General features: G+C 63.3%; 18 protein-coding genes. 14 read left to right on the forward strand and 4 right to left on the reverse strand.

What is annotated here, in order from left to right; translation table 11 throughout:
• Positions 1-100 precede the first annotated feature (100 nt).
• From A462_RS02115 to A462_RS02055, 13 genes are read left to right on the forward strand one after another with little or no spacing between them, the layout of a single operon-like run.
• Entirely contained in the window at positions 101-835 is a 735-nt protein-coding gene (locus tag A462_RS02115) for a glycosyltransferase family 2 protein (protein ID WP_008439215.1), read from the forward strand.
• Positions 832-1,767 (forward strand): LpxL/LpxP family acyltransferase, encoded by a 936-nt coding sequence (locus A462_RS02110; RefSeq protein WP_008439230.1) that lies wholly within the window; start codon positions 832-834, stop codon positions 1,765-1,767. The genes A462_RS02115 and A462_RS02110 overlap by 4 nt, the downstream gene beginning before the upstream one ends.
• On the forward strand, positions 1,751-3,292 hold the full coding sequence (locus A462_RS02105) for an HAL/PAL/TAL family ammonia-lyase (RefSeq protein WP_008439231.1): 1,542 nt from the start codon (positions 1,751-1,753) through the stop codon (positions 3,290-3,292). The genes A462_RS02110 and A462_RS02105 overlap by 17 nt, the downstream gene beginning before the upstream one ends.
• A complete protein-coding gene (locus A462_RS02100; RefSeq protein ID WP_008439232.1) occupies positions 3,285-3,710 on the forward strand; it encodes an acyl-CoA thioesterase in 426 nt (141 codons plus the stop codon). Before A462_RS02105 ends, A462_RS02100 begins: the two co-directional genes overlap by 8 nt.
• The gene (locus A462_RS02095) at positions 3,707-4,432 is read left to right on the forward strand and encodes an outer membrane lipoprotein carrier protein LolA (RefSeq protein WP_032899863.1); all 726 of its coding nucleotides are present in this window, start codon (positions 3,707-3,709) and stop codon (positions 4,430-4,432) included. The genes A462_RS02100 and A462_RS02095 overlap by 4 nt, the downstream gene beginning before the upstream one ends.
• Complete coding sequence (locus tag A462_RS02090) at positions 4,422-6,740, forward strand: MMPL family transporter (protein WP_008439234.1); 2,319 nt, start codon at positions 4,422-4,424, stop codon at positions 6,738-6,740. The genes A462_RS02095 and A462_RS02090 overlap by 11 nt, the downstream gene beginning before the upstream one ends.
• Positions 6,737-7,471, forward strand: coding sequence for a class I SAM-dependent methyltransferase (locus A462_RS02085; protein ID WP_008439235.1), 735 nt, complete (start codon positions 6,737-6,739; stop codon positions 7,469-7,471). Before A462_RS02090 ends, A462_RS02085 begins: the two co-directional genes overlap by 4 nt.
• Positions 7,468-7,950 (forward strand): hypothetical protein, encoded by a 483-nt coding sequence (locus tag A462_RS02080; protein ID WP_032899865.1) that lies wholly within the window; start codon positions 7,468-7,470, stop codon positions 7,948-7,950. The genes A462_RS02085 and A462_RS02080 overlap by 4 nt, the downstream gene beginning before the upstream one ends.
• Positions 7,947-9,113 (forward strand): beta-ketoacyl-[acyl-carrier-protein] synthase family protein, encoded by a 1,167-nt coding sequence (locus tag A462_RS02075; RefSeq protein WP_008439238.1) that lies wholly within the window; start codon positions 7,947-7,949, stop codon positions 9,111-9,113. Before A462_RS02080 ends, A462_RS02075 begins: the two co-directional genes overlap by 4 nt.
• The gene (locus tag A462_RS02070; protein WP_008439239.1) at positions 9,110-9,571 is read left to right on the forward strand and encodes a hotdog family protein; all 462 of its coding nucleotides are present in this window, start codon (positions 9,110-9,112) and stop codon (positions 9,569-9,571) included. Before A462_RS02075 ends, A462_RS02070 begins: the two co-directional genes overlap by 4 nt.
• Positions 9,568-10,296 carry a 3-oxoacyl-ACP reductase FabG gene (gene fabG / locus A462_RS02065; protein ID WP_008439240.1) on the forward strand — a complete coding sequence of 243 codons (729 nt, stop codon included), beginning with the start codon at positions 9,568-9,570 and terminating at the stop codon, positions 10,294-10,296. Before A462_RS02070 ends, fabG begins: the two co-directional genes overlap by 4 nt.
• A complete protein-coding gene (locus A462_RS02060; protein WP_008439241.1) occupies positions 10,296-11,522 on the forward strand; it encodes a beta-ketoacyl-ACP synthase in 1,227 nt (408 codons plus the stop codon). Before fabG ends, A462_RS02060 begins: the two co-directional genes overlap by 1 nt.
• A 26-nt stretch (positions 11,523-11,548) precedes the next feature.
• Positions 11,549-11,989 carry a hypothetical protein gene (locus tag A462_RS02055; RefSeq protein ID WP_003209360.1) on the forward strand — a complete coding sequence of 147 codons (441 nt, stop codon included), beginning with the start codon at positions 11,549-11,551 and terminating at the stop codon, positions 11,987-11,989.
• A 161-nt stretch (positions 11,990-12,150) separates the two neighbouring features.
• On the opposite strand, the gene A462_RS02050 is transcribed toward A462_RS02055, so the two are convergent.
• Positions 12,151-13,044 carry a LysR family transcriptional regulator gene (locus A462_RS02050; protein ID WP_003209358.1) on the reverse strand — a complete coding sequence of 298 codons (894 nt, stop codon included), beginning with the start codon at positions 13,042-13,044 and terminating at the stop codon, positions 12,151-12,153.
• 181 nt (positions 13,045-13,225) lie between these two features.
• Here A462_RS02050 and A462_RS02045 point away from each other — a divergent pair, with 181 nt between their 5' ends.
• On the forward strand, positions 13,226-14,443 hold the full coding sequence (locus A462_RS02045; protein ID WP_371132458.1) for an MFS transporter: 1,218 nt from the start codon (positions 13,226-13,228) through the stop codon (positions 14,441-14,443).
• Positions 14,444-14,496: 53 nt separating this feature from the next.
• Here A462_RS02045 and hemE read toward each other — a convergent pair whose 3' ends face one another.
• The 3 genes from hemE to gltB all read right to left on the reverse strand — a co-directional run bounded on the left by hemE (position 14,497) and on the right by gltB (position 21,703).
• Positions 14,497-15,564, reverse strand: coding sequence for a uroporphyrinogen decarboxylase (gene hemE / locus A462_RS02040; RefSeq protein WP_008439243.1), 1,068 nt, complete (start codon positions 15,562-15,564; stop codon positions 14,497-14,499).
• A 242-nt stretch (positions 15,565-15,806) separates the two neighbouring features.
• Positions 15,807-17,225, reverse strand: coding sequence for an FAD-dependent oxidoreductase (locus A462_RS02035; RefSeq protein ID WP_003209353.1), 1,419 nt, complete (start codon positions 17,223-17,225; stop codon positions 15,807-15,809).
• A 32-nt stretch (positions 17,226-17,257) separates the two neighbouring features.
• Complete coding sequence (gene gltB, locus A462_RS02030) at positions 17,258-21,703, reverse strand: glutamate synthase large subunit (protein ID WP_003209351.1); 4,446 nt, start codon at positions 21,701-21,703, stop codon at positions 17,258-17,260.
• Positions 21,704-21,923 lie beyond the last annotated feature (220 nt).

A 21,923-nucleotide genomic window follows, 5' to 3' on the forward strand; every position in this document is an offset into this window, starting at 1 on the left:
ATCAGGCAGGTCTCGGTCGCCTGTGTTGGGGCTGCTTCGCAGCCCAGCGGGAGCAAGCTCCCTCGCCACGCACAGCGCTTCTGCCAATGGGGTACCTGTTATGCATAACCCCTGCGCCTTGATCCCGGTCTACAACCACGAGGCCGCCGTGCCCGCCGTGGTGCGCACCGTGCTGTCCAGAGGCCTGCCATGCCTGCTGGTAGACGACGGCAGCAGCGCCGCCTGCGCCGCCGTGCTGGCGCAACTGGCAACCCTCGACAACGTGTCCCTGCTGACCCTGCCCGCCAACCAGGGCAAAGGCGCCGCCGTCATGGCCGGCTTTCGCGAAGCCGCACGCCTGGGTTTCACCCACGCCCTGCAAGTGGACGCCGACGGCCAGCACGACCTGCGGGAAGTCGGTACCTTCCTCGACGCCTCCCGCGCCCACCCGAATGCGGTGATCTGCGGCTACCCGGAATACGACGACAGCGTGCCCAAGGGCCGCCTTTACGCGCGCTACCTGACCCACGTTTGGGTGTGGATCAACACCTTGTCGCTGCAGATCCGCGACTCCATGTGCGGCTTTCGCGTGTACCCACTGCCACCGACCCTGGCCTTGATGGACTCGGCCAGCATCGGCAAACGCATGGATTTCGACTCCGACATCCTGGTGCGCCTGGCCTGGCGCAACCAGCCGATGCGCTGGCTGCCGACCAAGGTGCACTACCCCGCCGACGGCCTGTCGCACTTTCGCCTGTTCCACGACAACGCGCTGATTTCCTCGATGCACACCCGGCTGTTCTTCGGCATGTTGGTGCGCGCGCCGATGATCCTCTGGCGCCGGTGGCAGGCATGAGCCAGGACACCAAGCACTGGGCCGACCGCGAGGAGCGCGGCAGCTTCTGGCTGATGAAATTCACCGCCTTCGCCGCCAAGGTCCTCGGGCGCCGGCTGCTGAGCCCGCTGCTCTACGGCATCGTTTTCTACTTCTTTCTGTTCGGCCGCACGGCCCGCCAAAGCGCCTGGCAATACCAGCAGCGCCTGGCCGACTGGAGCCGGCGCGACGACCTGCGCCCTACCCACAGAAGCGTCTTCGGCCAGTTCATGGCGTTCGCCGACGCCCTGCTGGACAAGCTCGACGTATGGAACGGCAAGTTGCGCCTGGAGCAGATCGAAATCATCGACCCGGCCCAACTGCGCGGCCAGCTGCGCAGCGAACGCGGGCAGATGCTGGTGGGCGCGCACCTGGGCAATCTTGAGGTGTGCCGCGCCCTCGCCGAGCTTGGCGAAAAGGTCACCATGAACGTGCTGGTGCACACCAAGCACGCTGAACGTTTCAACCGGATTCTGGGCGAAGCCGGGGCGACCAATCTGCGCCTGATCCAGGTCAGCGAACTTGACCCGGCGGTGATGATGCTGCTCAGCCAGCGCCTCGACGACGGCGAGTGGCTGGCGATTGCCGGCGACCGCGTACCGCTGCATGGCGGGCGTACGGTGCGCGTGGATTTCCTCGGCCATGACGCCGCCTTCCCCCAAGGCCCGTGGCTGTTGGCCGGTTTGCTGAAATGCCCGGTCAACCTGCTGATGTGCTTGAAGCATCAAGGCCGTTATCGCCTGATCATCGAGCCGTTCGCCCAGTTGATCGAATGGAAACGCAGCGACCGCCAGCAGGTGATCGCACAATGGACCGCCCGCTACGCCGAGCGCCTGGGCCAGTTCTGCCTGGAAGCGCCCCAACAATGGTTCAACTTTTACCCTTTCTGGAAGACCGATGACGACGCATCTTGAGCCGGTAACCTTCGGCGAAATTCCCCTGCGCATCGAAGACGTGCTGGCCCTGGCCAACCGTCAGGCGCCGACTCAACTGCAAGCCGATGCCAAGTACCGCCAGCGCATCGCCAAGGGCGCGCAGTTCCTGGATTCGTTGCTGGACAAGGAAGGCGTGATCTACGGCGTGACCACCGGCTACGGCGACTCGTGCGTGGTGGCGGTGCCGCTGGAGCACGTCGAAGCACTGCCCCGCCACCTCTACACGTTCCACGGCTGCGGCCTGGGCAAGTTGCTGGATGCGCAAGCCACCCGCGCGGTGCTGGCGGCGCGGTTGCAGTCGCTGTGCCATGGCGTGTCGGGCGTGCGCGTGGAGTTGCTGGAGCGCCTGCACGCGTTCCTGGAATTCGACGTGCTGCCGCTGATTCCGGAAGAAGGCTCGGTAGGCGCCAGCGGTGACTTGACGCCGCTGTCCTACGTGGCCGCAACCTTGTCTGGTGAGCGCGAAGTGATGTTCCGTGGCGAACGCCGCCAGGCGGCGGAGGTGCACCGCGAGCTGGGCTGGGACCCGCTGGTACTGCGCCCGAAAGAGGCCCTGGCACTGATGAACGGCACCGCCGTGATGACCGGCCTCGCCTGCCTGGCCTTCGCCCGCGCCGACTACCTGCTGCAACTGGCCACGCGCATCACCGCGCTGAACGTGGTGGCGCTGCAAGGCAACCCGGAGCATTTCGACGAGCGCCTGTTCGCCGCCAAGCCGCACCCGGGGCAGATGCAAGTCGCCGCCTGGCTGCGCAAGGATCTGGCGATTGACGCGCCGACCGCGCCGCTGCATCGCCTGCAAGACCGTTACTCCCTGCGCTGCGCGCCCCACGTCCTGGGCGTGCTGGCCGACAGCCTGAACTGGTTGCGCTCGTTCATCGAGATCGAACTCAACAGCGCCAACGACAACCCGATCATCGACGCCGAAGAAGAACGCGTGCTGCACGGCGGCCACTTCTACGGCGGCCACATCGCCTTCGCCATGGACAGCCTCAAGACCCTGGTGGCCAACGTCGCCGACCTGCTGGACCGCCAGCTCGCGCTGCTGGTGGACGTGCGTTACAACCACGGCTTGCCGAGCAATTTGTCCGGTGCGCCAGCCGAGCGGGCGATGATCAACCACGGCTTCAAGGCTGTGCAGATCGGCACCAGCGCCTGGACCGCCGAAGCGCTGAAAAACACCATGCCGGCCAGCGTGTTCTCGCGCTCCACCGAGTGCCACAACCAGGACAAAGTGAGCATGGGCACCATCGCCGCCCGCGATGCGATTCGTGTGCTGGAACTGACCGAACAAGTCGCCGCCGCCACCTTGCTCGCCGCCAACCAGGGCGTATGGCTACGGGCCCAGGCTGAAGACGCACGCCCGCTGCCGCCGGCGCTGGCCGCCATGCACGACGAACTGGCCAAGGACTTCCCGCCGGTCATCGAAGACCGCGCCCTGGAAGGCGAACTGCGCCTGTGCCTCAAGCGTATCGCCGAGCAACACTGGAGGCTGCATGCGTAGCCCCGGCGTGTTGCACTGCGACACTGAAATCCTCGTGCCGTTTTTCGACATCGACACCATGAACGTGGTGTGGCACGGGCACTACGTAAAGTACCTGGAAGTCGCCCGCTGCGCCTTGCTGGACAAGCTCGGCCACAACTACACAGCGATGCTGGAAGCGGGCTACGCCTGGCCGGTGATCGACATGCAGCTGCGCTATGTGCGCGGAGCGACCTTCGGCCAGTCCATCAACGTGCGCGCCAGCCTGGTGGAGTGGGAGAACCGCTTGAAGGTCAATTACCTGATCAGCGACAAGGCCACCGGTGAACGCCTGACCCGCGCCAGCACCGTGCAAGTGGCGGTGGAAATTGCCAGCCGCGAAATGCAGTTGGCGTCGCCAAAAATATTCACTGACGCCATAGAGAGAGCCTTGAAATGAGATTCCCTGTGGGAGCGGCGGTGCGACGATTCGACTTGCTCGCGAAAATCGTCAACGATAACGCAGGCCGCCTGACACCCCGTGGCGCCCTCAGGTTCTTCGCGAGCAAGTCGAATCGTCGCACCGCCGCTCCCACAGGAATCGCCTTCATTCTGTTGTTGGGCATTCCAGGCCTGGCCCATGCTTTCGACCTGCAGCAACTCAGCGATCAGCTGGCAAAACCGTCGGTGATCCACGGCAACTTCATCCAGGAAAAACACCTGCGCGCGCTGCCGCAGCCGCTGACCAGCAAGGGCACGTTTGTCCTGGCTAAGGATCACGGCCTGCTGTGGCTGCTGAAAACCCCGCTGCAACAGGACTACCGCATCAGCGCCAACGGCATCGCCCGGCGTGACGCCAACGGCTGGCAATTGTTGCCGAACAAGAGCGCCGGCGCCGAGCAGAACCGTTTGTTCCTCGCGGTGTTGCAGGGCGACAGCAGCGGCTTGCAGCGTGACTTCGAGCTGCAACTGCAAGGCGAAGCCCAGCAGTGGAAACTCACGTTGATCCCGCGCTCGCTGCTGCTCAAGCAGGTGTTCACCCAAATCAATATCGACGGCGGCGAACTGGTGCAGAAGATCGAGCTGCTGGAAACCCAGGGCGACAGCACCGTACTGCGCATGCAGGACAGCACCAGCAGCCAGCCCTTGAGCGACGCGGAGCAACACGACTTTGCCGAGTGAACGCTGGTTGCCGCGCCTGTTCCTGATCCTGCTGGTGGCCGTGTTGGCCCTGGCGGGTTGGCAATGGCGCCATGGCGCACCGCTGTCGGCGAACCTGATGGAACTGGTGCCCGGCACCGCGCCGGATGCGCTGGAGCTGCGCGCCGAACAGCGCATGCAGGAACCGCTGAACCGCGAAATGCTGGTGCTGGTGGGGCATGCCGACCGGCAAAAAGCCGTGGCCATGGCGACGCAATTGGGCGAAGCCTGGCAAGCCAGCGGCCTGTTTGAAAAGGTCCAGTGGAACCTCCAAGCCGACCTGCCGGCCCTGCGTCAGCAGTTGCTGCAAGGCCGGCTGGCGATGCTCTCGGCCAAGGATCGCGAGCAACTGATCGACGAGCCCCAGGCGTTTATTCAGCAGCGGGTTCAGGCGCTGTTCGACCCGTTCACCGGCTTCAGCCTGGTGCCCAGCCAGGACGATTGGCTGGGCCTCACCGGGCGCATCCAGAACAGCCAGCCGCAACACGGTTCGGTGCAGCTGGATATCGGCAGCGGCGCGCTGATCGCCGATGCCGACGGCAAAAGCTGGGTACTGCTGCGGGCCCGCACCACCGGCAATGCCTTCGACATGAAACTGCCGCTGCAAGTGGCTGAACTGCTCAAGGCCAGCCGCGAGCAGGCCGACCAGCAAGGCGCGCAATTGCTCGCCGCCAGCGGCCTGCTGTATGCAGCCAATGGTCAGCAGCAGGCCACGCGGGAAATCACTTGGGTCGGCGGCGGCGCGACGGTAGGCATCCTGTTATTGCTGCTGCTTGCGTTCCGCCGCTGGCGGGTGTTGCTGGCGTTCGTGCCGGTGCTGGTGGGCATGCTGTTTGGTGCGGTGGCCTGTGTGGCGCTGTTCGGGCATATGCATGTGATCACGCTGGTGCTGGGCTCGAGCCTGATCGGCGTGGCGGTGGATTACCCGCTGCATTACCTGTCCAAGAGCTGGAGCATGAGCCCTTGGCGCAGTTGGCCGGCCTTGCGCCTGACCTTGCCGGGCCTGAGCCTGAGCCTGGCCACCAGTTGCATCGGTTACCTAGCCCTGGCGTGGACGCCGTTCCCGGCGCTGACGCAAATCGCGGTGTTCTCCGCTGCCGGTCTGGTGGGCGCTTACCTGTCGGCCGTGTGCCTGTTGCCGGCCTTGCTCAAAGGCGTCGAGCTGCGCCCGGCGCAATGGCCGCTGCGCATTGCCGAGTTCCTGCTGAGCGTGCGCGAGTCGCTGCTCAAGCGCCTGCCAAGCCCGGTGTTGTTGATACTGGTGTTGGTGTTTTGCGCCGGTGGGCTGTGGCACCTGAACAGCAAAAACGATATCCGCCAGTGGATCGGTGCGCCGCCGCAGTTGCTGCAGGAAGCCCAGGCCGTTGCGCGGATTACCGGGTTCCAGCCCACCAGCCAGTTCTTCCTCGTGCGGGCGGACAACCAGCAGCAGTTGCTGGAACGCCAGGCCGCGCTGAGCCAGCGCCTGGATCAGTTGGTGAACATGGACAAGCTCCAGGGTTACCTGGCGCTCAACCAGTTGGTCAGCGCGCCGGCGGAGCAACAGCAACTGCGCGAGGCCCTGAAACAGCTGCCGCACTACTGGCAGCCATTGCTGGACCTCGGTGTGCCCGCCAGCGCGCTGCAAGCCGAGCTGGCCCAGTTGCAGGCCTTGCCCACCGAAGACATCGACGCAGCACTGGTTGGCCCGCTGGCCGAGCCGTGGCGCACGCTGTGGCTGGGGAATGTCGACGGTGGCGTGGCGGCGATGGTGAGCCTGCAAGGCTTGAACAACCCAGCCTTGCTGCGGGTGCAGGCCCTGGATCTGCCCGGCGTGCAGTTGGTGGACCGCCTGGGCGACTTGAACCAGGTGTTTGCCGCGACGCAAATCAGCGCTGCCGAATTGAAATTGATGTCCTGCGTGTTGATCGTACTGTTGCTGATCCTGCCGTTCGGCTTCGGCGGTGCCTTGCGCATCGTCGCCCTGCCGTTGCTGGCGGCGCTGTGCAGCCTGGCCAGCCTGGGTTGGCTGGGGCAGCCGCTGACGTTGTTCAGCCTGTTCGGCCTGCTGCTGGTGACCGCCATCAGCGTCGACTACGCGATCCTGATGCGTGAACAAATTGGCGGCGCCGCCGTGAGCCTGCTGGGCACACTGTTGGCGGCCGTGACTACTTGGCTATCGTTCGGCCTGCTGGCTATTTCCAGCACACCGGCGGTGAGTAATTTTGGGCTGTCGGTGAGCCTGGGGCTGGCGTTCAGCTTCATGCTGGCGCCGTGGGCCAGCCCGTCCGGGACAAGGAAGATGAGATGAGCAGCCAATACCTGAGTAAAAACTACGTCGAAGAAACCAAATTCGGCTTCTGGTTCCTGCGCAGCCACACCTGGCAGCACCATGTGCTGCGCGTGGCCATCAACGACCTGCGCAGCTTGTTCAGCGACCCGCTGCCGGTTGCCCCGGTGCTGCTGGACGCTGGTTGCGGCCAGGGCAAGTCGTTCCAGTACCTGCAGCAGGTGTTCGCCCCCGACCGCCTGATCGGCCTCGACGCCGACCCCCACAGCCTCGACCTGAGCCGCGCCGAAGCCGCGCGCCAGGGCATCGCCATCGAGTTGATCGGCAGCGACTGCGCGACCCTCGACGTGGCCGACGCCAGTGTCGACGTGCTGTTCTGTCACCAGACCTTCCATCATCTGGTGGAACAGCATCGCGCCCTGAAAGAGTTCTATCGGGTGCTCAAGCCAGGCGGCTACCTGCTGTTTGCCGAATCCACCGAGGCCTATATCGACACCTGGGTAATCCGCTGGCTGTTTCGTCACCCGATGCATGTGCAGAAAAGCGCCGAGGAGTACCTTGAGATGATTCGCGAGCAGGGCTTTGAGTTCGGCCCGCAGAACGTCTCGTACCCGTACCTGTGGTGGAGCCGCGCCACCGACTTCGGCCTGCTTGAGCGCTGGGGCCTGCGCCAGCCAAAACCGGCCGGCCAGCGCGAAGAAACCCTGGTCAACGTGGTCGCCCGCAAACCTCTGGCGAGCGCTGAAACATGATCCGAATGCTGTTGATCGGCTGCCTGTTGCTGCTGGGCGCGTGCGCCAGCCAGCCGCCGTTGCCGTCGAAAACCCCGGTGCTGAGCCTGCCGTTGCAACTGCATGTGCAGCGCGAACAGGATGGCCAACGCCAGGACTGGTTGCTGGTGATGCAGCGCGAAGGCGGCGGGATCCGCTGGTCGATGATGGACCCGCTGGGCATTCCCCAGGCTCGGCAGATGCTGATCAATGGCGCCTGGCAGGCCGACGGTCTGCTGCCGCCCAATCCCCAGGCGCGTGAATTGTTTGCCGCGCTGTTGTTCGCCCTGACCTCGGCGGATGAAGTTTCCAGGCTGTACCCCGGGACCCAGGAAATGGACCTGATCCGCACCCTGCCGTCCCACTGGAAGATCACCTATCACTCCTCCCTGGTGTTTCGCGTGGACGTGATCGGGCAACACCTGACCTACCACATCTCGCCGCTAGGGGCTGCCCGATGAGCGCCTACCTCAATGCCCTCGGCGTGATCTGCGCCCTGGGCCGCGACAAGCGCGAAGTCAGCCGCAGCCTGTTTGCCGGCGACTGCTCCGGCATGCGCGCCGAAAGCGGCTGGGTGCCGGAGCGTGTGTTGCCGGTGGCCGCTGTGCACGGTGAACTGGCGGCGATACCGCCCGGGCTGGAATCCCATCGCAGCCGCAATAACCAGTTGCTGCTGGAAGCCGCGTTGCAGATTGACGACGAGATCCGGCAAGCGATCCAGACGTTCGGCGCGTCGCGCATTGGCATCGTGCTCGGCACCAGCACCTCGGGCATCGATGAAGCCAGCCGTGGCATCGCCCACTATCTGCGGGAAAACCAGTTCCCCGCCGACTACGACTATCAGCAACAGGCGCTTGGCGCCCCGGCCGATTTCCTCGCCGACTGGCTGCAACTGAGCGGCCCGGCCTACGTGATTTCCACCGCCTGCACCTCCAGCGCACGAGCGCTGATGAGTGCCCAACGCCTGTTGGACCTGGGCGTGTGCGATGCGGTGATCTGCGGTGGTGTCGACACGCTGTGCAAGCTGACCCTCAATGGTTTTTCGTCGCTGGAGGCGGTTTCGGCAGAGCGCTGCAATCCGTTTTCGCTGAACCGCAACGGCATCAATATCGGCGAAGCCGCCGTGTTGTTCCTGATGAGCAAAACCCCGGCGCCGGTCGCACTGCTGGGCAGTGGTGCCAGTTGCGACGCCCACCATATTTCCGCCCCCGAGCCTACCGGCAAGGGTGCGTTGCAAGCGATGCGCAAGGCCCTGGCCAGCGCACAACTGGCGCCCGGACAAATCGGTTACCTGAACCTGCACGGCACCGCTACCCAACATAACGATGCCATGGAAAGCCTGGCGGTCGCGGCCCTGTTCCCGGACGGCGTAGCCTGCTCCTCGACCAAACCCATGACCGGCCACACCCTGGGCGCCGCCGGCGCGCTGGAAGCGGCGTTCTGCTGGCTGAGCCTGGCAGAAGGCGTAGTGCCGCCGCATGTCTGGGATGGCCAGACGGACCCCGACCTGCCCGTACTGAAGTGGGCGTCGCCCGGCGACGCCTTGGAAAAACGCTGCCTGATGAGCAACTCGTTTGCCTTCGGCGGCAACAACGTCAGCCTGATTATCGGAGACGCCCCATGACTGATTGGCCGCTCGCCGAACTGCTGCCCCACGCCGGTGACATGATCCTGATCGATCAGGTCCTGAGCTTTGATGAAGAACAGATCCAGACCCGCCTGACGGTCAAGCCCGGCGGTCTTTTCAACCGCGCCGACGGCAGCCTGCCTGCGTGGGTCGGCGTTGAGTTGATGGCGCAAAGCGTCGCGGCCTACGCCGGTTGCCGTGCGCGCCAGAAAGGTGAAGCCGTGGAGTTGGGCTTCCTGCTGGGCACGCGCAAGTTTGAGTGCAACGTCGAGCACTTTCCCGCCGGCACCGAGCTGACCATCCACGGCCTGCGCTCCCTGGAAGACGACAACGGCATGGGTGTGTTCGAATGCCACCTCACCGGTCACGGTATCCAGGCGAGTGCACGCTTGAACGTATTTCGACCGCCCCAGGCGGCCAACTATTTAGATGAATCGAAGGACACCACGCCATGACTGAATCCGTATTGGTGACCGGCTCCAGCCGTGGCATCGGCCGCGCTATCGCTGTGCGCCTGGCCCAGGCCGGGCACGACATCGTGCTGCACTGCCGCAGCGGGCGTGCCGAGGCGAATGCGGTGCAGGTCGAAATCGAAGCGCTGGGGCGCAAGGCCCGGGTGTTGCAATTCGATGTGGCGGACCGCGCCAGCTGCAAGGAGATCCTTGAAGCCGACGTGGAAGCCCATGGCGCGTATTACGGCGTGGTGCTCAATGCGGGCCTGACGCGCGACGGCGCGTTTCCAGCGCTGTCGGAAGACGATTGGGACGTGGTGATGCGCACCAACCTCGACGGTTTCTACAACGTGCTGCACCCGGTGATGATGCCGATGATTCGTCGTCGCGCCGCCGGGCGGATCGTGTGCATCACCTCGGTATCCGGGCTGATCGGCAACCGCGGCCAGGTCAACTACAGCGCGTCCAAGGCCGGGCTGATCGGCGCCGCCAAGGCCCTGGCCATCGAGCTGGGCAAGCGCAAGATCACCGTCAACTGCGTGGCCCCCGGGCTGATCGACACCGCGATGCTCGATGAAAACGTACCGGTGGAAGAGCTGATGAAAATGATCCCGGCCCAGCGCATGGGCACGCCGGAAGAAGTCGCCGGGGCGGTGAACTTCCTGATGTCGGCAGAAGCCGGCTACATCACCCGCCAAGTACTGGCCGTGAATGGAGGCCTGTGCTGATGAAACGCGTGGTGGTCACCGGTATGGCCGGCGTTACGTCCCTGGGCAGCGATTGGGCAACCATCGCCGCCAACTTCCGCGCCAACCGCAGCGGCATCCGGCGCATGGATGAGTGGGACCGTTTCACCGAACTGAACACACGGCTGGCCGGGCCGATCGATGATTTCGTGGTGCCCGCCCACTGGACCCGCAAGCAACTGCGCAGCATGGGCCGGGTTTCCCGGCTAGCGGTATGGGCAGCGGAGCAGGCGCTGAAAGATGCCGGCTTGCTGGGCGACGAGTCGATCAAGGACGGGCGCATGGGCGTGGCCTGTGGCTCGTCCACCGGCAGCACCGACGAGATCAAGGCCTTCGGCAATATGCTGCTGAACTCGGTGGCCGAGGGGCTGAACGCCAACTCCTACGTGCGGATGATGCCCCACACCACGGCGGCGAATATCAGCATCTTCTTCGGCCTCACCGGCCGGCTGATCCCCACGTCCAGCGCGTGCACCAGCGGCAGCCAGGGCATCGGCTACGCCTATGAAGCCATCAAGTTCGGCCGCCTGCCGCTGATGTTGGCAGGTGGCGCCGAAGAGCTGTGCCCTACCGAAGCCATGGTGTTCGATGCGCTGTACGCCACCAGCCTGAAAAACGATGCACCACAAACCAGCCCGCGTCCCTACGACAGTGGCCGCGACGGCCTGGTGATCGGCGAAGGCGGCGGCATCCTGGTACTCGAAGAACTGGAACATGCACTGGCCCGTGGCGCGCATATCCACGCCGAAATCGTCGGCTTCGGCAGCAACGCCGACGGCCAGCACACCACCCGCCCGGAACAGGCCACCATGCGCCGCGCCATGGAACTGGCATTGGAAGATGCGGGGCTTGCGCCCGACGCGATCGGCTATGTGAACGGCCATGGCACCGCCACCGACCAGGGCGACATCGCCGAAACCCTGGCCACCAGCAGCCTGTTCGGCAGCCGCATGCCCATCAGCTCGCAGAAGAGTTTCCTCGGCCACACCCTGGGCGCATGCGGCGCGCTGGAGTCGTGGTTCAGCATCGAGATGATGAACCGCAACCAATACGTGCACACCTTCAACCTCGACGAAGTCGACCCGCGCTGCGGCGAGCTGGACTACCTGCAAGGTGAGTTCCGCGAGCTGCACAGCGACTACGTGATGAACAACAATTTTGCCTTTGGCGGCGTCAACACTTCGCTGATTTTCCGCCGCTGGGTGTAGGTTTTTTTACTGACTGGAGAAATGGAATGTCTTCCCTGCTACGCGCAACACTGGTCGCTTTGGCCCTGCTCACCACCGCTGGCTGCACCAACAAACCGGTGCTCAACACCCAGCATGACTTGCCGGCGAACCCGCAGGTCAACGAAGAAAAAATGAAGCAGACCATTATCGCGGCCTTGAACAAACGCCAATGGGTGGTGCAGCGCCTGAGCCCGCAACTGGTGCAGGCCGAGATCAACGTGCGCAACCAGTTCCACGCTGAAATCGACATCCGCTACACCGCCACCAGCTACGCCATCACCTACCGCGACAGCCGCGACCTGGGCTACAAGGACGGCAAGATTCACCGCAACTACAACCGCTGGGTGAGCATGCTGGACCGTGACATCCTGGCGGCGTTGCGCACCAATGGTGTGAGTGACACGGCGCAGTTGCTCCAGCAGACCGGGACGTCGAAGCAGAACTGAAACACCCGCTTCCCTGTGGCTAGGGAGCTTGCTCCCGTTGGGGCGCGAAGCGCCCCTGAAACCTGCGATTGAAGGTTGCCTGGTAAAACTCAGTCGTCGGGTTTCGGGGCTGCTGCGCAGCCCAGCGGGAGCAAGCTCCCTCGCCACAGGTTATGCGTCGGTCATACCAATGCCTTGCGGGTCAGCAGCTCGACAAACGCCTTGGCCATCGGCGTCTGCTGGCCCTTGCGCTGCACCAGCCACACCGCCGTCACCGCCTCCTGATCCAGCAACGTGCGATACACCACGCCATCAATGCGGATCCGCTGATACGACGCCGGCAACACCGAGACACCCAACCCCGCCGCCACCAGGCCGATGATGGTCATCGCCTCCCCGGCCTCCTGCGCGAAGTGCGGGCTGAAGCCGGCATCACGCGCCAGGCTCATCAATTGGGCATACAACCCGCTGCCGTAAGTCCGCGGGAAAAACACAAACGGCTCTTCGGCCAATTGCGCCAGGTGCAAACCCCGCTCACTGCCCTCCACCAGCGGATGCCCGGCGTTCAGCACGGCCACCAAGGGCTCGCGCATCAGTTCCACGACGCTCAAGGAATCGGGCAACGGCAACGGTCGCATCAACCCCACCTGAATCGACTCATCCACCAGCGACTCGGCCACCTCCGTGCTGCTCATCTCCTGCAGATTCAAATGCACCGCCGGGAATGCCTGGCGAAACGCGAAGATCGCCTGTGGGATGCTGGAGTTGAACGGCGCGGAAGAAGTGAAGCCAATCTTCAACTCCCCCAGTTCCCCCAGCTGCGCCCGACGCGCCACGTCCGCCGCTTTATCCACCTGCGCCAGCACCAACCGCGCCTCTTGCAGGAACAACCTGCCGGCCTCGCTCAGCTCGACCCGACGATTGGTACGCTCAAACAACCGCGCACCTATCTCCTGCTCCAGCGCCTGGATCTGCTGGCTCAGGGGCGGCTGGGAGATCCCCAGCACCTGCGCGGCGCGGCCAAAATGCAGCTCTTCAGCCACGGCGATGAAGTAACGCAGGTGGCGCAGTTCCATGAAAACCTCATTAGGTCGTAAAAGCTCTTAAACAGGTCGAACAATATATTGGAAAGAATCAATAGGGAGCTATATTCTTTTTTGCATTGCCAGCCCTGGCAGCCTTTCCTCCCCGAGGTCCCGCGTGAAATCTGCTGTCGCTCCGCTTGCTCAAGAAGTACCGCCCACCGCCCTCGATGAAGTGGTGGCACAGCTCAACGAGCAGTACATCGAAAAAGGCACCCCGATGTTCATGCGCACGGTGCTGGCGCTGTTCTCCGGCGGTTTCGCCACTTTCGCCCTGCTCTACTGCGTACAGCCGATGATGCCGGCGCTGTCCCACGAATTTTCCATCAATGCCGCGCAAAGCAGCCTGATTCTCTCGGTGGCCACCGGCATGCTCGCCATTGGCCTGCTGATCACCGGGCCGATTTCCGACACCCTGGGGCGCAAGCCGGTGATGGTTGCCGCACTGTTCTGCGCCGCGTTGTGCACCATCGCCAGCGGCCTGATGCCAAGCTGGGAAGGCATCCTGCTGATGCGCGCACTGGTGGGCCTGTCCCTCAGCGGCCTGGCAGCGGTGGCCATGACCTACCTGAGTGAAGAGATCCACCCGCAACACATCGGCCTGGCCATGGGTTTGTACATCGGTGGTAACGCCATTGGCGGGATGAGCGGGCGCTTGATCATCGGCGTACTGATCGACTTCGTCAGCTGGCACACCGCGATGCTGATCATCGGCGCCCTGGCGCTGATCGCGGCCACGGTGTTCTGGAAGATCCTCCCCGAATCGCGCAACTTCCGCGCCAGCACCCTGCACCCGCGCAGCCTGGTGGACGGCTTCACCATGCACTTCAAGGACGCCGGCCTGCCGTGGCTGTTCCTCGAAGCCTTCGTGCTGATGGGCGCCTTTGTGACGATGTTCAACTACATCGGCTACCGCTTGCTGGCGGACCCGTACGATTTGAGCCAGGCCGTGGTAGGCCTGCTGTCGCTGGTCTACCTCTCGGGTATCTACAGCTCGGCGAAAATCGGCTCCCTGGCCGACCGCCTGGGCCGTCGTCGCGTGCTGTGGGGCACCATCGTGCTGATGCTCGGCGGTATCGCCCTGACGCTGTTTACCCCGCTGTGGCTGGTAGTGCCCGGCATGCTGATCTTCACCTTCGGCTTCTTCGGCGCCCACTCGGTGGCCAGCAGCTGGATCGGCCGCCGCGCACTGAAAGCCAAGGGCCAGGCGTCGTCGCTGTACCTGTTCAGTTACTACGTGGGGTCGAGTATTGCGGGGACGGCGGGCGGTTTCTTCTGGCACTACGCCGGGTGGAACGGGATTGGCGGGTTTATCGTCGCGCTGTTGATCGTCGCGTTGCTGGTGGCGTTGAAGCTGGCGAAGTTGCCGCCGTTGCAGGAAGCCAAGGCTTAACCAGCGCTTACAAAAAAGCCCGGCATCTGCCGGGCTTTTTCATTGCCGCGCGATCACTCGTGATACTGCGCCGACAACTCGTGCACCGCCCGCAGGAACGCGCCTGCGTGCTCCGGATCAACTTCCGGAGTAATGCCGTGGCCAAGGTTGAACACGTGACCACTGCCTTTGCCGTAGCTGGCAAGGATGCGGCCCACTTCAGCGCGGATCGCTTCCGGCTTGGCGTACAGCACGGTCGGGTCCATGTTGCCTTGCAGCGCAACCTTGCTGCCCACGCGGCGACGGGCTTCGCCGAGGTCGCAGGTCCAGTCCAGGCCCAGCGCGTCGGCGCCGGCGTCGGCGATGCTTTCCAGCCACAGGCCGCCGCCCTTGGTGAACATGATCACCGGCACCTTGCGGCCTTCGTGTTCGCGGATCAGGCCGCTGACGATCTTGCGCATGTAGGCCAGGGAGAACTCCTGGTACGCCGCCGCCGACAGGTTGCCACCCCAGGTGTCGAAAATCTGCACCGCCTGAGCGCCGGCCATGATCTGGCCGTTGAGGTAGGAGGTGACCGACTGCGCCAGCTTGTCCAGCAGCAGGTGCATGGCTTGCGGGTTGTCGTACAGCATGGCCTTGGTCTTGCGGAAGTCTTTCGACGAGCCGCCTTCGACCATGTAGGTGGCCAGGGTCCACGGGCTGCCGGAGAAGCCGATCAGCGGCACGCGGCCGTTCAGCTCGCGGCGGATGGTGCTGACCGCATCCATGACGTAGCCCAGGTCCTTGTGGGGGTCGGGGATCGGCAGGGCTTCGATGTCGGCCAGGGTGCTGACGACTTTCTTGAAACGCGGGCCTTCGCCGGTTTCGAAGTACAGGCCCTGGCCCATGGCGTCAGGGATGGTCAGGATATCGGAGAACAGGATGGCCGCATCCAGCTGTGGATAGCGGTCCAGCGGTTGCATGGTGACTTCGCAGGCGAACTCCGGGTTCATGCACAGGCTCATGAAGTCGCCGGCGTGGGCGCGACTGGCGCGGTATTCCGGCAGGTAGCGACCGGCCTGGCGCATCATCCACACAGGGGTGACGTCCACGGGTTGCTTGAGCAGGGCACGAAGGAAACGGTCGTTCTTGAGGGCAGTCATGTCGGCATCCGCAAAAAAAGTGCGGGCATTTTCTCAGAGCGCGACGCAAAAGGCACGGCAAGAGCCGTGCCTTTTGTCTATCGGGTCAATTTGTCGCGGATATGAAAGCGCCACAAAACAAATGTGGGAGCGGGCTTGCTCGCGAAAGCGGTGGGTCAGCTAACACATCTGGTGACTGATATACCGCATTCGCGAGCAAGCCCGCTCCCACATTTTGATCCCATTTCAATCCGGGATCGGGGTCAGACCTGCAGGTAATCCAGGATCCCTTCGGCGGCGTTGCGGCCTTCGAAGATGGCCGTCACTACCAGGTCAGACCCGCGCACCATGTCGCCACCGGCGAAGATTTTCGGGTTGCTGGTCTGGTGTTTGTACTGGCCTTGTTCCGGGGCTACAACGCGGCCCTGGCTGTCGGTCTGGATTTCGAACTGCTCGAACCAAGGCGCCGGGCTTGGGCGGAAACCGAAGGCGATGACCACGGCGTCTGCCGGGATGATCTCTTCGGAACCCGGGATCGGCTCGGGGCTGCGACGGCCACGGGCGTCCGGCTCGCCGAGACGGGTCTCGACCACTTTCACGCCTTCGACACGGTCTTCACCGACGATAGCGATCGGCTGGCGGTTGTAGAGGAATTTCACGCCTTCTTCCTTGGCGTTCTTCACCTCTTTGCGCGAACCCGGCATGTTGGCTTCGTCACGACGGTAGGCACAGGTCACCGACTTGGCGCCCTGGCGAATCGAAGTGCGGTTGCAGTCCATCGCGGTATCACCACCGCCCAGCACCACGACCTTCTTGCCTTTCATGTCGACGAAATCTTCCGGCGACTTTTCAAAGCCCAGGTTGCGGTTGACGTTGGCGATCAGGAAGTCCAGAGCGTCGTACACGCCCGGCAGGTCTTCACCGGCGAAGCCACCCTTCATGTAGGTGTAGGTGCCCATGCCCATGAACACGGCATCGTATTCTTCGAGCAGTTGCTCCATGGTCACGTCCTTGCCGATTTCGGTATTGAGGCGGAACTCGATACCCATGCCGGTGAAGACTTCGCGACGATGGCTCAGTACGGTTTTTTCCAGCTTGAACTCGGGGATGCCGAAGGTCAGCAGGCCACCGATTTCCGGGTTCTTGTCGAACACCACCGGGGTCACGCCGCCACGCACCAGCACGTCGGCACAGCCCAGGCCCGCCGGGCCCGCGCCGATGATCGCGACGCGCTTGCCGGTCGGCTTGACCTTGGACATGTCCGGGCGCCAGCCCATGGCGAACGCGGTGTCGGTGATGTACTTCTCCACCGAACCGATGGTCACCGCGCCGAAGCCGTCGTTGAGGGTGCACGCACCCTCGCACAGACGGTCCTGCGGGCACACCCGGCCGCACACTTCCGGCAGGGTGTTGGTCTGGTGCGACAACTCGGCGGCGGCGAGGATGTTGCCCTCGGCCACCAGCTTCAGCCAGTTCGGAATGAAGTTGTGCACCGGGCACTTCCATTCGCAATACGGGTTACCGCAACCCAAGCAGCGGTGGGCCTGGTCGGCCGAGTGCTGGGGTTTGAAGGGCTCGTAGATTTCCACGAACTCTTTCTTGCGTTGACGCAACAGTTTCTTCTTCGGATCTTTGCGCCCGACATCGATGAACTGGAAGTCGTTATTCAGACGTTCAGCCATGTTAAAACCTCATCAAACTCTTCAGGCGCATATCACTGCGGGTTGGCACGGATGCTGGAAAGCAACGATTTCAGGTTGGCAGCCTTGGGCTTGACCAGCCAGAAACGACGCAGGTAGTCATCGAGGTTTTCAGCGAGGTTGCGACCCCATTCGCTGTTGGTTTCCTCGACATATTCGTCCAGCACATGCTGCAAGTGGTTGCGATAGGATTCCATCGCTTCGCCGCTGATCCGCTGGATCTCCACCAACTCGTGGTTCACCTTGTCGACGAAGGTGTTGTCCTGGTCGAGCACGTAGGCGAAACCGCCGGTCATGCCCGAACCGAAGTTGTAGCCGGTCTTGCCCAGCACCGCGACAAAACCACCGGTCATGTACTCGCAGCAGTGATCGCCCGTGCCTTCAACCACGGTGTGGGCACCGGAGTTACGCACTGCGAAACGCTCACCGGCCGTGCCCGCAGCAAACAGCTTGCCGCCGGTTGCGCCGTACAGGCAGGTGTTGCCGATGATGGCACTGTCTTGAGTCTTGTAGACGCTGCCCACTGGCGGGACGATCACCAGCTTGCCGCCGGTCATGCCCTTGCCCACGTAGTCGTTGGCGTCGCCTTCGAGGTACATGTTCAAGCCACCGGCGTTCCATACGCCGAAGCTCTGGCCAGCGGTGCCCTTGAAGCGGAAGGTGATCGGCGCCTTGGCCATGCCCTGGTTGCCGTGCTTGCGCGCGATTTCGCCGGAGATGCGTGCGCCGATGGAACGGTCGCAGTTGCAGATATCCAGGGCGAATTCGCCGCCGCTTGCGTCGTTGATCGACGAAGTGGCCATCTCGACCATCTTCTCGGCCAGCAGGCCCTTGTCGAACGGCGGGTTGCGGTCAACCTGGCAGAACTGTGGCTTGTCGGCCGGGATGTGATCACTGCCCAACAGCGGCGTGAGGTCCAGGTGTTGTTGCTTGGCGGTCTGGCCTTCGAGGATGTCCAGCAGGTCGGTACGGCCGATCAGCTCTTCCAGGGAACGCACGCCCAGCTTGGCCAGCCACTCACGGGTTTCTTCGGCGACGTAGGTGAAGAAATTCACCACCATGTCGACGGTACCGATGTAGTGGTCCTTGCGCAGCTTCTCGTTCTGAGTGGCCACGCCGGTGGCGCAGTTGTTCAGGTGGCAGATGCGCAGGTATTTGCAGCCCAGGGCGATCATTGGCGCGGTGCCGAAGCCGAAGCTTTCGGCGCCGAGGATCGCAGCCTTGATCACGTCGAGGCCGGTTTTCAGGCCACCGTCGGTCTGCACCCGGACTTTGCCGCGCAGGTCGTTGCCGCGCAGGGTCTGGTGGGTTTCAGCCAGGCCCAGTTCCCACGGTGCGCCGGCGTACTTAATGGAGGTCAGCGGCGAAGCGCCGGTGCCGCCGTCGTAGCCGGAGATGGTGATCAGGTCGGCATAGGCCTTGGCCACACCCGCGGCGATGGTGCCCACGCCGGCTTCCGCGACCAGTTTCACCGAGACCAGGGCCTGCGGGTTGACTTGTTTGAGGTCGAAAATCAGCTGCGACAAATCCTCGATCGAGTAGATGTCGTGGTGCGGCGGCGGTGAAATCAACGTCACGCCCGGCACTGCATAACGCAGCTTGGCGATCAGGCCGTTGACCTTGCCGCCTGGCAGTTGCCCGCCTTCGCCCGGCTTGGCGCCCTGGGCAACCTTGATCTGCAGCACTTCGGCGTTGACCAGGTATTCCGGGGTTACACCAAAACGGCCGGTGGCAACCTGCTTGATTTTCGAGCTCTTGATGGTGCCGTAGCGCGCCGGGTCTTCACCGCCTTCGCCGGAGTTGGAACGCGCACCCAGGCGGTTCATGGCTTCGGCCAGGGCTTCGTGAGCCTCAGGCGACAAGGCGCCCAGGGAAATACCGGCAGAGTCGAAACGCTTGAGGATCGATTCCAGTGGCTCGATCTCGCTGATGGCCAGCGGCGTGTCCAGGGTTTTCACCTTGAACAAATCGCGGATCATCGACACCGGGCGGTTATCCACCAGCGCGGTGTATTCCTTGAACTTGGCGTAGTCGCCTTGCTGCACGGCGGCTTGCAGGGTGTTGACCACGTCCGGGTTGTAGGCGTGGTATTCGCCACCGTGCACGAACTTCAGCAGGCCGCCTTGCTGGATCGGCTTGCGCGCGCTCCAGGCTTCGGCGGCCAGGGCTTTCTGCTCGGCTTCGATGTCGACGAAACGCGCACCCTTGATGCGGCTCGGCACACCACGGAAGCTCATCTCGCAAACTTCTTCCGACAGGCCGATGGCTTCGAACAATTGCGCGCCGCGGTAGGACGTGACGGTGGAGATGCCCATCTTCGACAGGATCTTCAGCAGGCCCTTGGTGATGCCCTTACGGTAGTTCTTGAACACCTCGTAGAGGTCGCCCAGGACTTCGCCGGTACGGATCAGGTCGCCGAGTACTTCGTAAGCCAGGAACGGATACACCGCCGAGGCGCCGAAGCCGATCAACACCGCAAAGTGATGCGGGTCGCGGGCGGTGGCGGTTTCAACCAGGATGTTGGAATCGCAACGCAGGCCCTTTTCGGTCAGGCGGTGGTGTACCGCGCCGGTGGCCAGGGAAGCGTGGATCGGCAACTTGCCCGGGGCAATGTGGCGGTCGGTCAGCACGATTTGGGTACGGCCGGCGCGCACGGCTTCTTCAGCCTGATCGGCGACGTTGCGCACAGCGGCTTCCAGGCCGAGGCTCTCGTCGTAGTTCAGGTCGATGATCTGCCGATCGAAGCCCGGGCGGTCCAGGGTCATCAACGAGCGCCACTTGGCCGGGGAAATGACCGGCGAGCTGAGGATCACGCGGGAAGCGTGCTCAGGCGATTCCTGGAAGATGTTGCGCTCGGCACCGAGGCACACTTCCAGGGACATCACGATAGCTTCGCGCAGCGGGTCGATCGGCGGGTTGGTCACCTGGGCGAACTGCTGGCGGAAATAGTCGTACGGCGTGCGCACGCGCTGGGACAGCACGGCCATTGGCGTGTCATCGCCCATGGAGCCGACGGCTTCGTAGCCCTGCTCGCCCAGTGGGCGCAGCACCTGGTCACGTTCTTCGAAAGTGACCTGGTACATCTTCATGTACTGCTTGAGCTGGTCGACGTCATAGAAAGCCGAACCGTGGTCGTTGTCTTCCATGGTTGCCTGGATGCGCAGGGCATTCTTGCGCAGCCATTGCTTGTACGGATGACGGGACTTCAAGCGGTTGTCGATGGCATCGGTGTCGAGGATCTGACCGGTCTCGGTGTCCACGGCGAGGATCTGGCCCGGGCCAACGCGGCCCTTGGCGATCACGTCTTCCGGCTTGTAGTTCCACACGCCGATTTCCGACGCCAGGGTGATGAAGCCGTTGGTGGTGGTCACCCAGCGCGCCGGGCGCAGGCCGTTACGGTCGAGCAGGCACACGGCGTAGCGACCGTCGGTCATTACCACGCCGGCCGGGCCGTCCCACGGTTCCATGTGCATCGAGTTGTACTCATAGAACGCCCGCAGGTCGGGGTCCATGGTCTCGACGTTCTGCCACGCTGGCGGAATGATCATGCGCACGCCACGGAACAGGTCGATGCCGCCGGTGACCATCAGTTCGAGCATGTTGTCCATGCTGGAAGAGTCGGAACCCACGCGGTTGACCAGCGGGCCGAGCTCTTCCAGGTCCATCAGGTCGTTGGCGAACTTGGTGCGACGGGCCACGGCCCAGTTGCGGTTGCCGGTGATGGTGTTGATCTCGCCGTTGTGGGCGAGGAAGCGGAATGGCTGGGCCAGCGGCCATTTCGGCAGGGTGTTGGTGGAGAAGCGCTGGTGGAACACGCAGATTGCGGTTTGCAGGCGCTCATCGCTCAGGTCTGGATAGAAGGCGGTCAAGTCCGCCGGCATCATGAGGCCTTTATAAATGATGGTCTTGTGGGAAAAGCTGCAGATGTAGTGGTCGGTGTCGGCGGCATTGGCCACGGACGAGCGACGACGAGAGGTGAACAGCTTGATCGCCATGTCCTGGTCGCTCAGGCCGTCGCCTGCGATGAACACTTGTTCGATCTGCGGCAGGCGCTCCAGGGCCAGGCGGCCGAGTACGCTGGTGTCGATCGGCACTTTGCGCCAGCCGACGAGCTGCAGGCCAGCGGCCAGGATCTCGCGGTTCATGTTCTCGCGAGCAGCTTCGGCTTTTACCGGGTCCTGGTTGAAGAACACCATGCCCACAGCGTACTGCTTGGGCAAATCGGCGCCGAAATGTTCCTTGGCGACTGCGCGCAGGAACTGGTCGGGCTTTTGAATCAGCAAGCCGCAACCGTCACCGGTCTTGCCGTCGGCGTTGATCCCACCGCGGTGGGTCATGCAGGTCAGGGCCTCGATGGCCGTTTGCAAAAGGGTATGACTGGGCTCGCCCTGCATGTGGGCTATCAGGCCGAAACCGCAGTTATCCTTGAATTCATCGGGTTGGTACAGACCTGCTTTCATAGACACTTTCTCACCAGGCTGCCTCTTATTTCGAGGCAAATTTCTTTTCAATTCAACCGGTTACCTTCCACGCCGAACGTACGCCGGCTTAGCGGGGGCAAAAGGGAGGTCATTGTACACACCGACACAGACGCTCACAAATTTAGCGACGAAATGTCGCAAATCTATGTCGCATTTATGAAAGGTTTAAAGCGATATGCTGTGCTAGTCAAAACTTTTT

Origin of the sequence: Pseudomonas sp. Ag1 (genome assembly GCF_000278565.1) — a bacterium.
Taxonomy (GTDB): domain Bacteria; phylum Pseudomonadota; class Gammaproteobacteria; order Pseudomonadales; family Pseudomonadaceae; genus Aquipseudomonas.

Bases quoted from the DNA above. Each gene is read 5' to 3' on its own strand.
- A462_RS02085 (WP_008439235.1), top strand. From the start codon at position 6,737: ATGAGCAGCCAATACCTGAGTAAAAACTACGTCGAAGAAACCAAATTC.
- A462_RS02075 (WP_008439238.1), top strand. From the start codon at position 7,947: ATGAGCGCCTACCTCAATGCCCTCGGCGTGATCTGCGCCCTGGGCCGC.
- A462_RS02080 (WP_032899865.1), top strand. From the start codon at position 7,468: ATGATCCGAATGCTGTTGATCGGCTGCCTGTTGCTGCTGGGCGCGTGC.
- gltB (WP_003209351.1), bottom strand. From the start codon at position 21,703: ATGAAAGCAGGTCTGTACCAACCCGATGAATTCAAGGATAACTGCGGT.
- A462_RS02100 (WP_008439232.1), top strand. From the start codon at position 3,285: ATGCGTAGCCCCGGCGTGTTGCACTGCGACACTGAAATCCTCGTGCCG.
- A462_RS02060 (WP_008439241.1), top strand. From the start codon at position 10,296: ATGAAACGCGTGGTGGTCACCGGTATGGCCGGCGTTACGTCCCTGGGC.
- A462_RS02070 (WP_008439239.1), top strand. From the start codon at position 9,110: ATGACTGATTGGCCGCTCGCCGAACTGCTGCCCCACGCCGGTGACATG.
- A462_RS02105 (WP_008439231.1), top strand. From the start codon at position 1,751: ATGACGACGCATCTTGAGCCGGTAACCTTCGGCGAAATTCCCCTGCGC.
- A462_RS02050 (WP_003209358.1), bottom strand. From the start codon at position 13,044: ATGGAACTGCGCCACCTGCGTTACTTCATCGCCGTGGCTGAAGAGCTG.
- hemE (WP_008439243.1), bottom strand. From the start codon at position 15,564: ATGACTGCCCTCAAGAACGACCGTTTCCTTCGTGCCCTGCTCAAGCAA.
- A462_RS02035 (WP_003209353.1), bottom strand. From the start codon at position 17,225: ATGGCTGAACGTCTGAATAACGACTTCCAGTTCATCGATGTCGGGCGC.
- A462_RS02110 (WP_008439230.1), top strand. From the start codon at position 832: ATGAGCCAGGACACCAAGCACTGGGCCGACCGCGAGGAGCGCGGCAGC.
- A462_RS02055 (WP_003209360.1), top strand. From the start codon at position 11,549: ATGTCTTCCCTGCTACGCGCAACACTGGTCGCTTTGGCCCTGCTCACC.
- A462_RS02115 (WP_008439215.1), top strand. From the start codon at position 101: ATGCATAACCCCTGCGCCTTGATCCCGGTCTACAACCACGAGGCCGCC.
- fabG (WP_008439240.1), top strand. From the start codon at position 9,568: ATGACTGAATCCGTATTGGTGACCGGCTCCAGCCGTGGCATCGGCCGC.
- A462_RS02095 (WP_032899863.1), top strand. From the start codon at position 3,707: ATGAGATTCCCTGTGGGAGCGGCGGTGCGACGATTCGACTTGCTCGCG.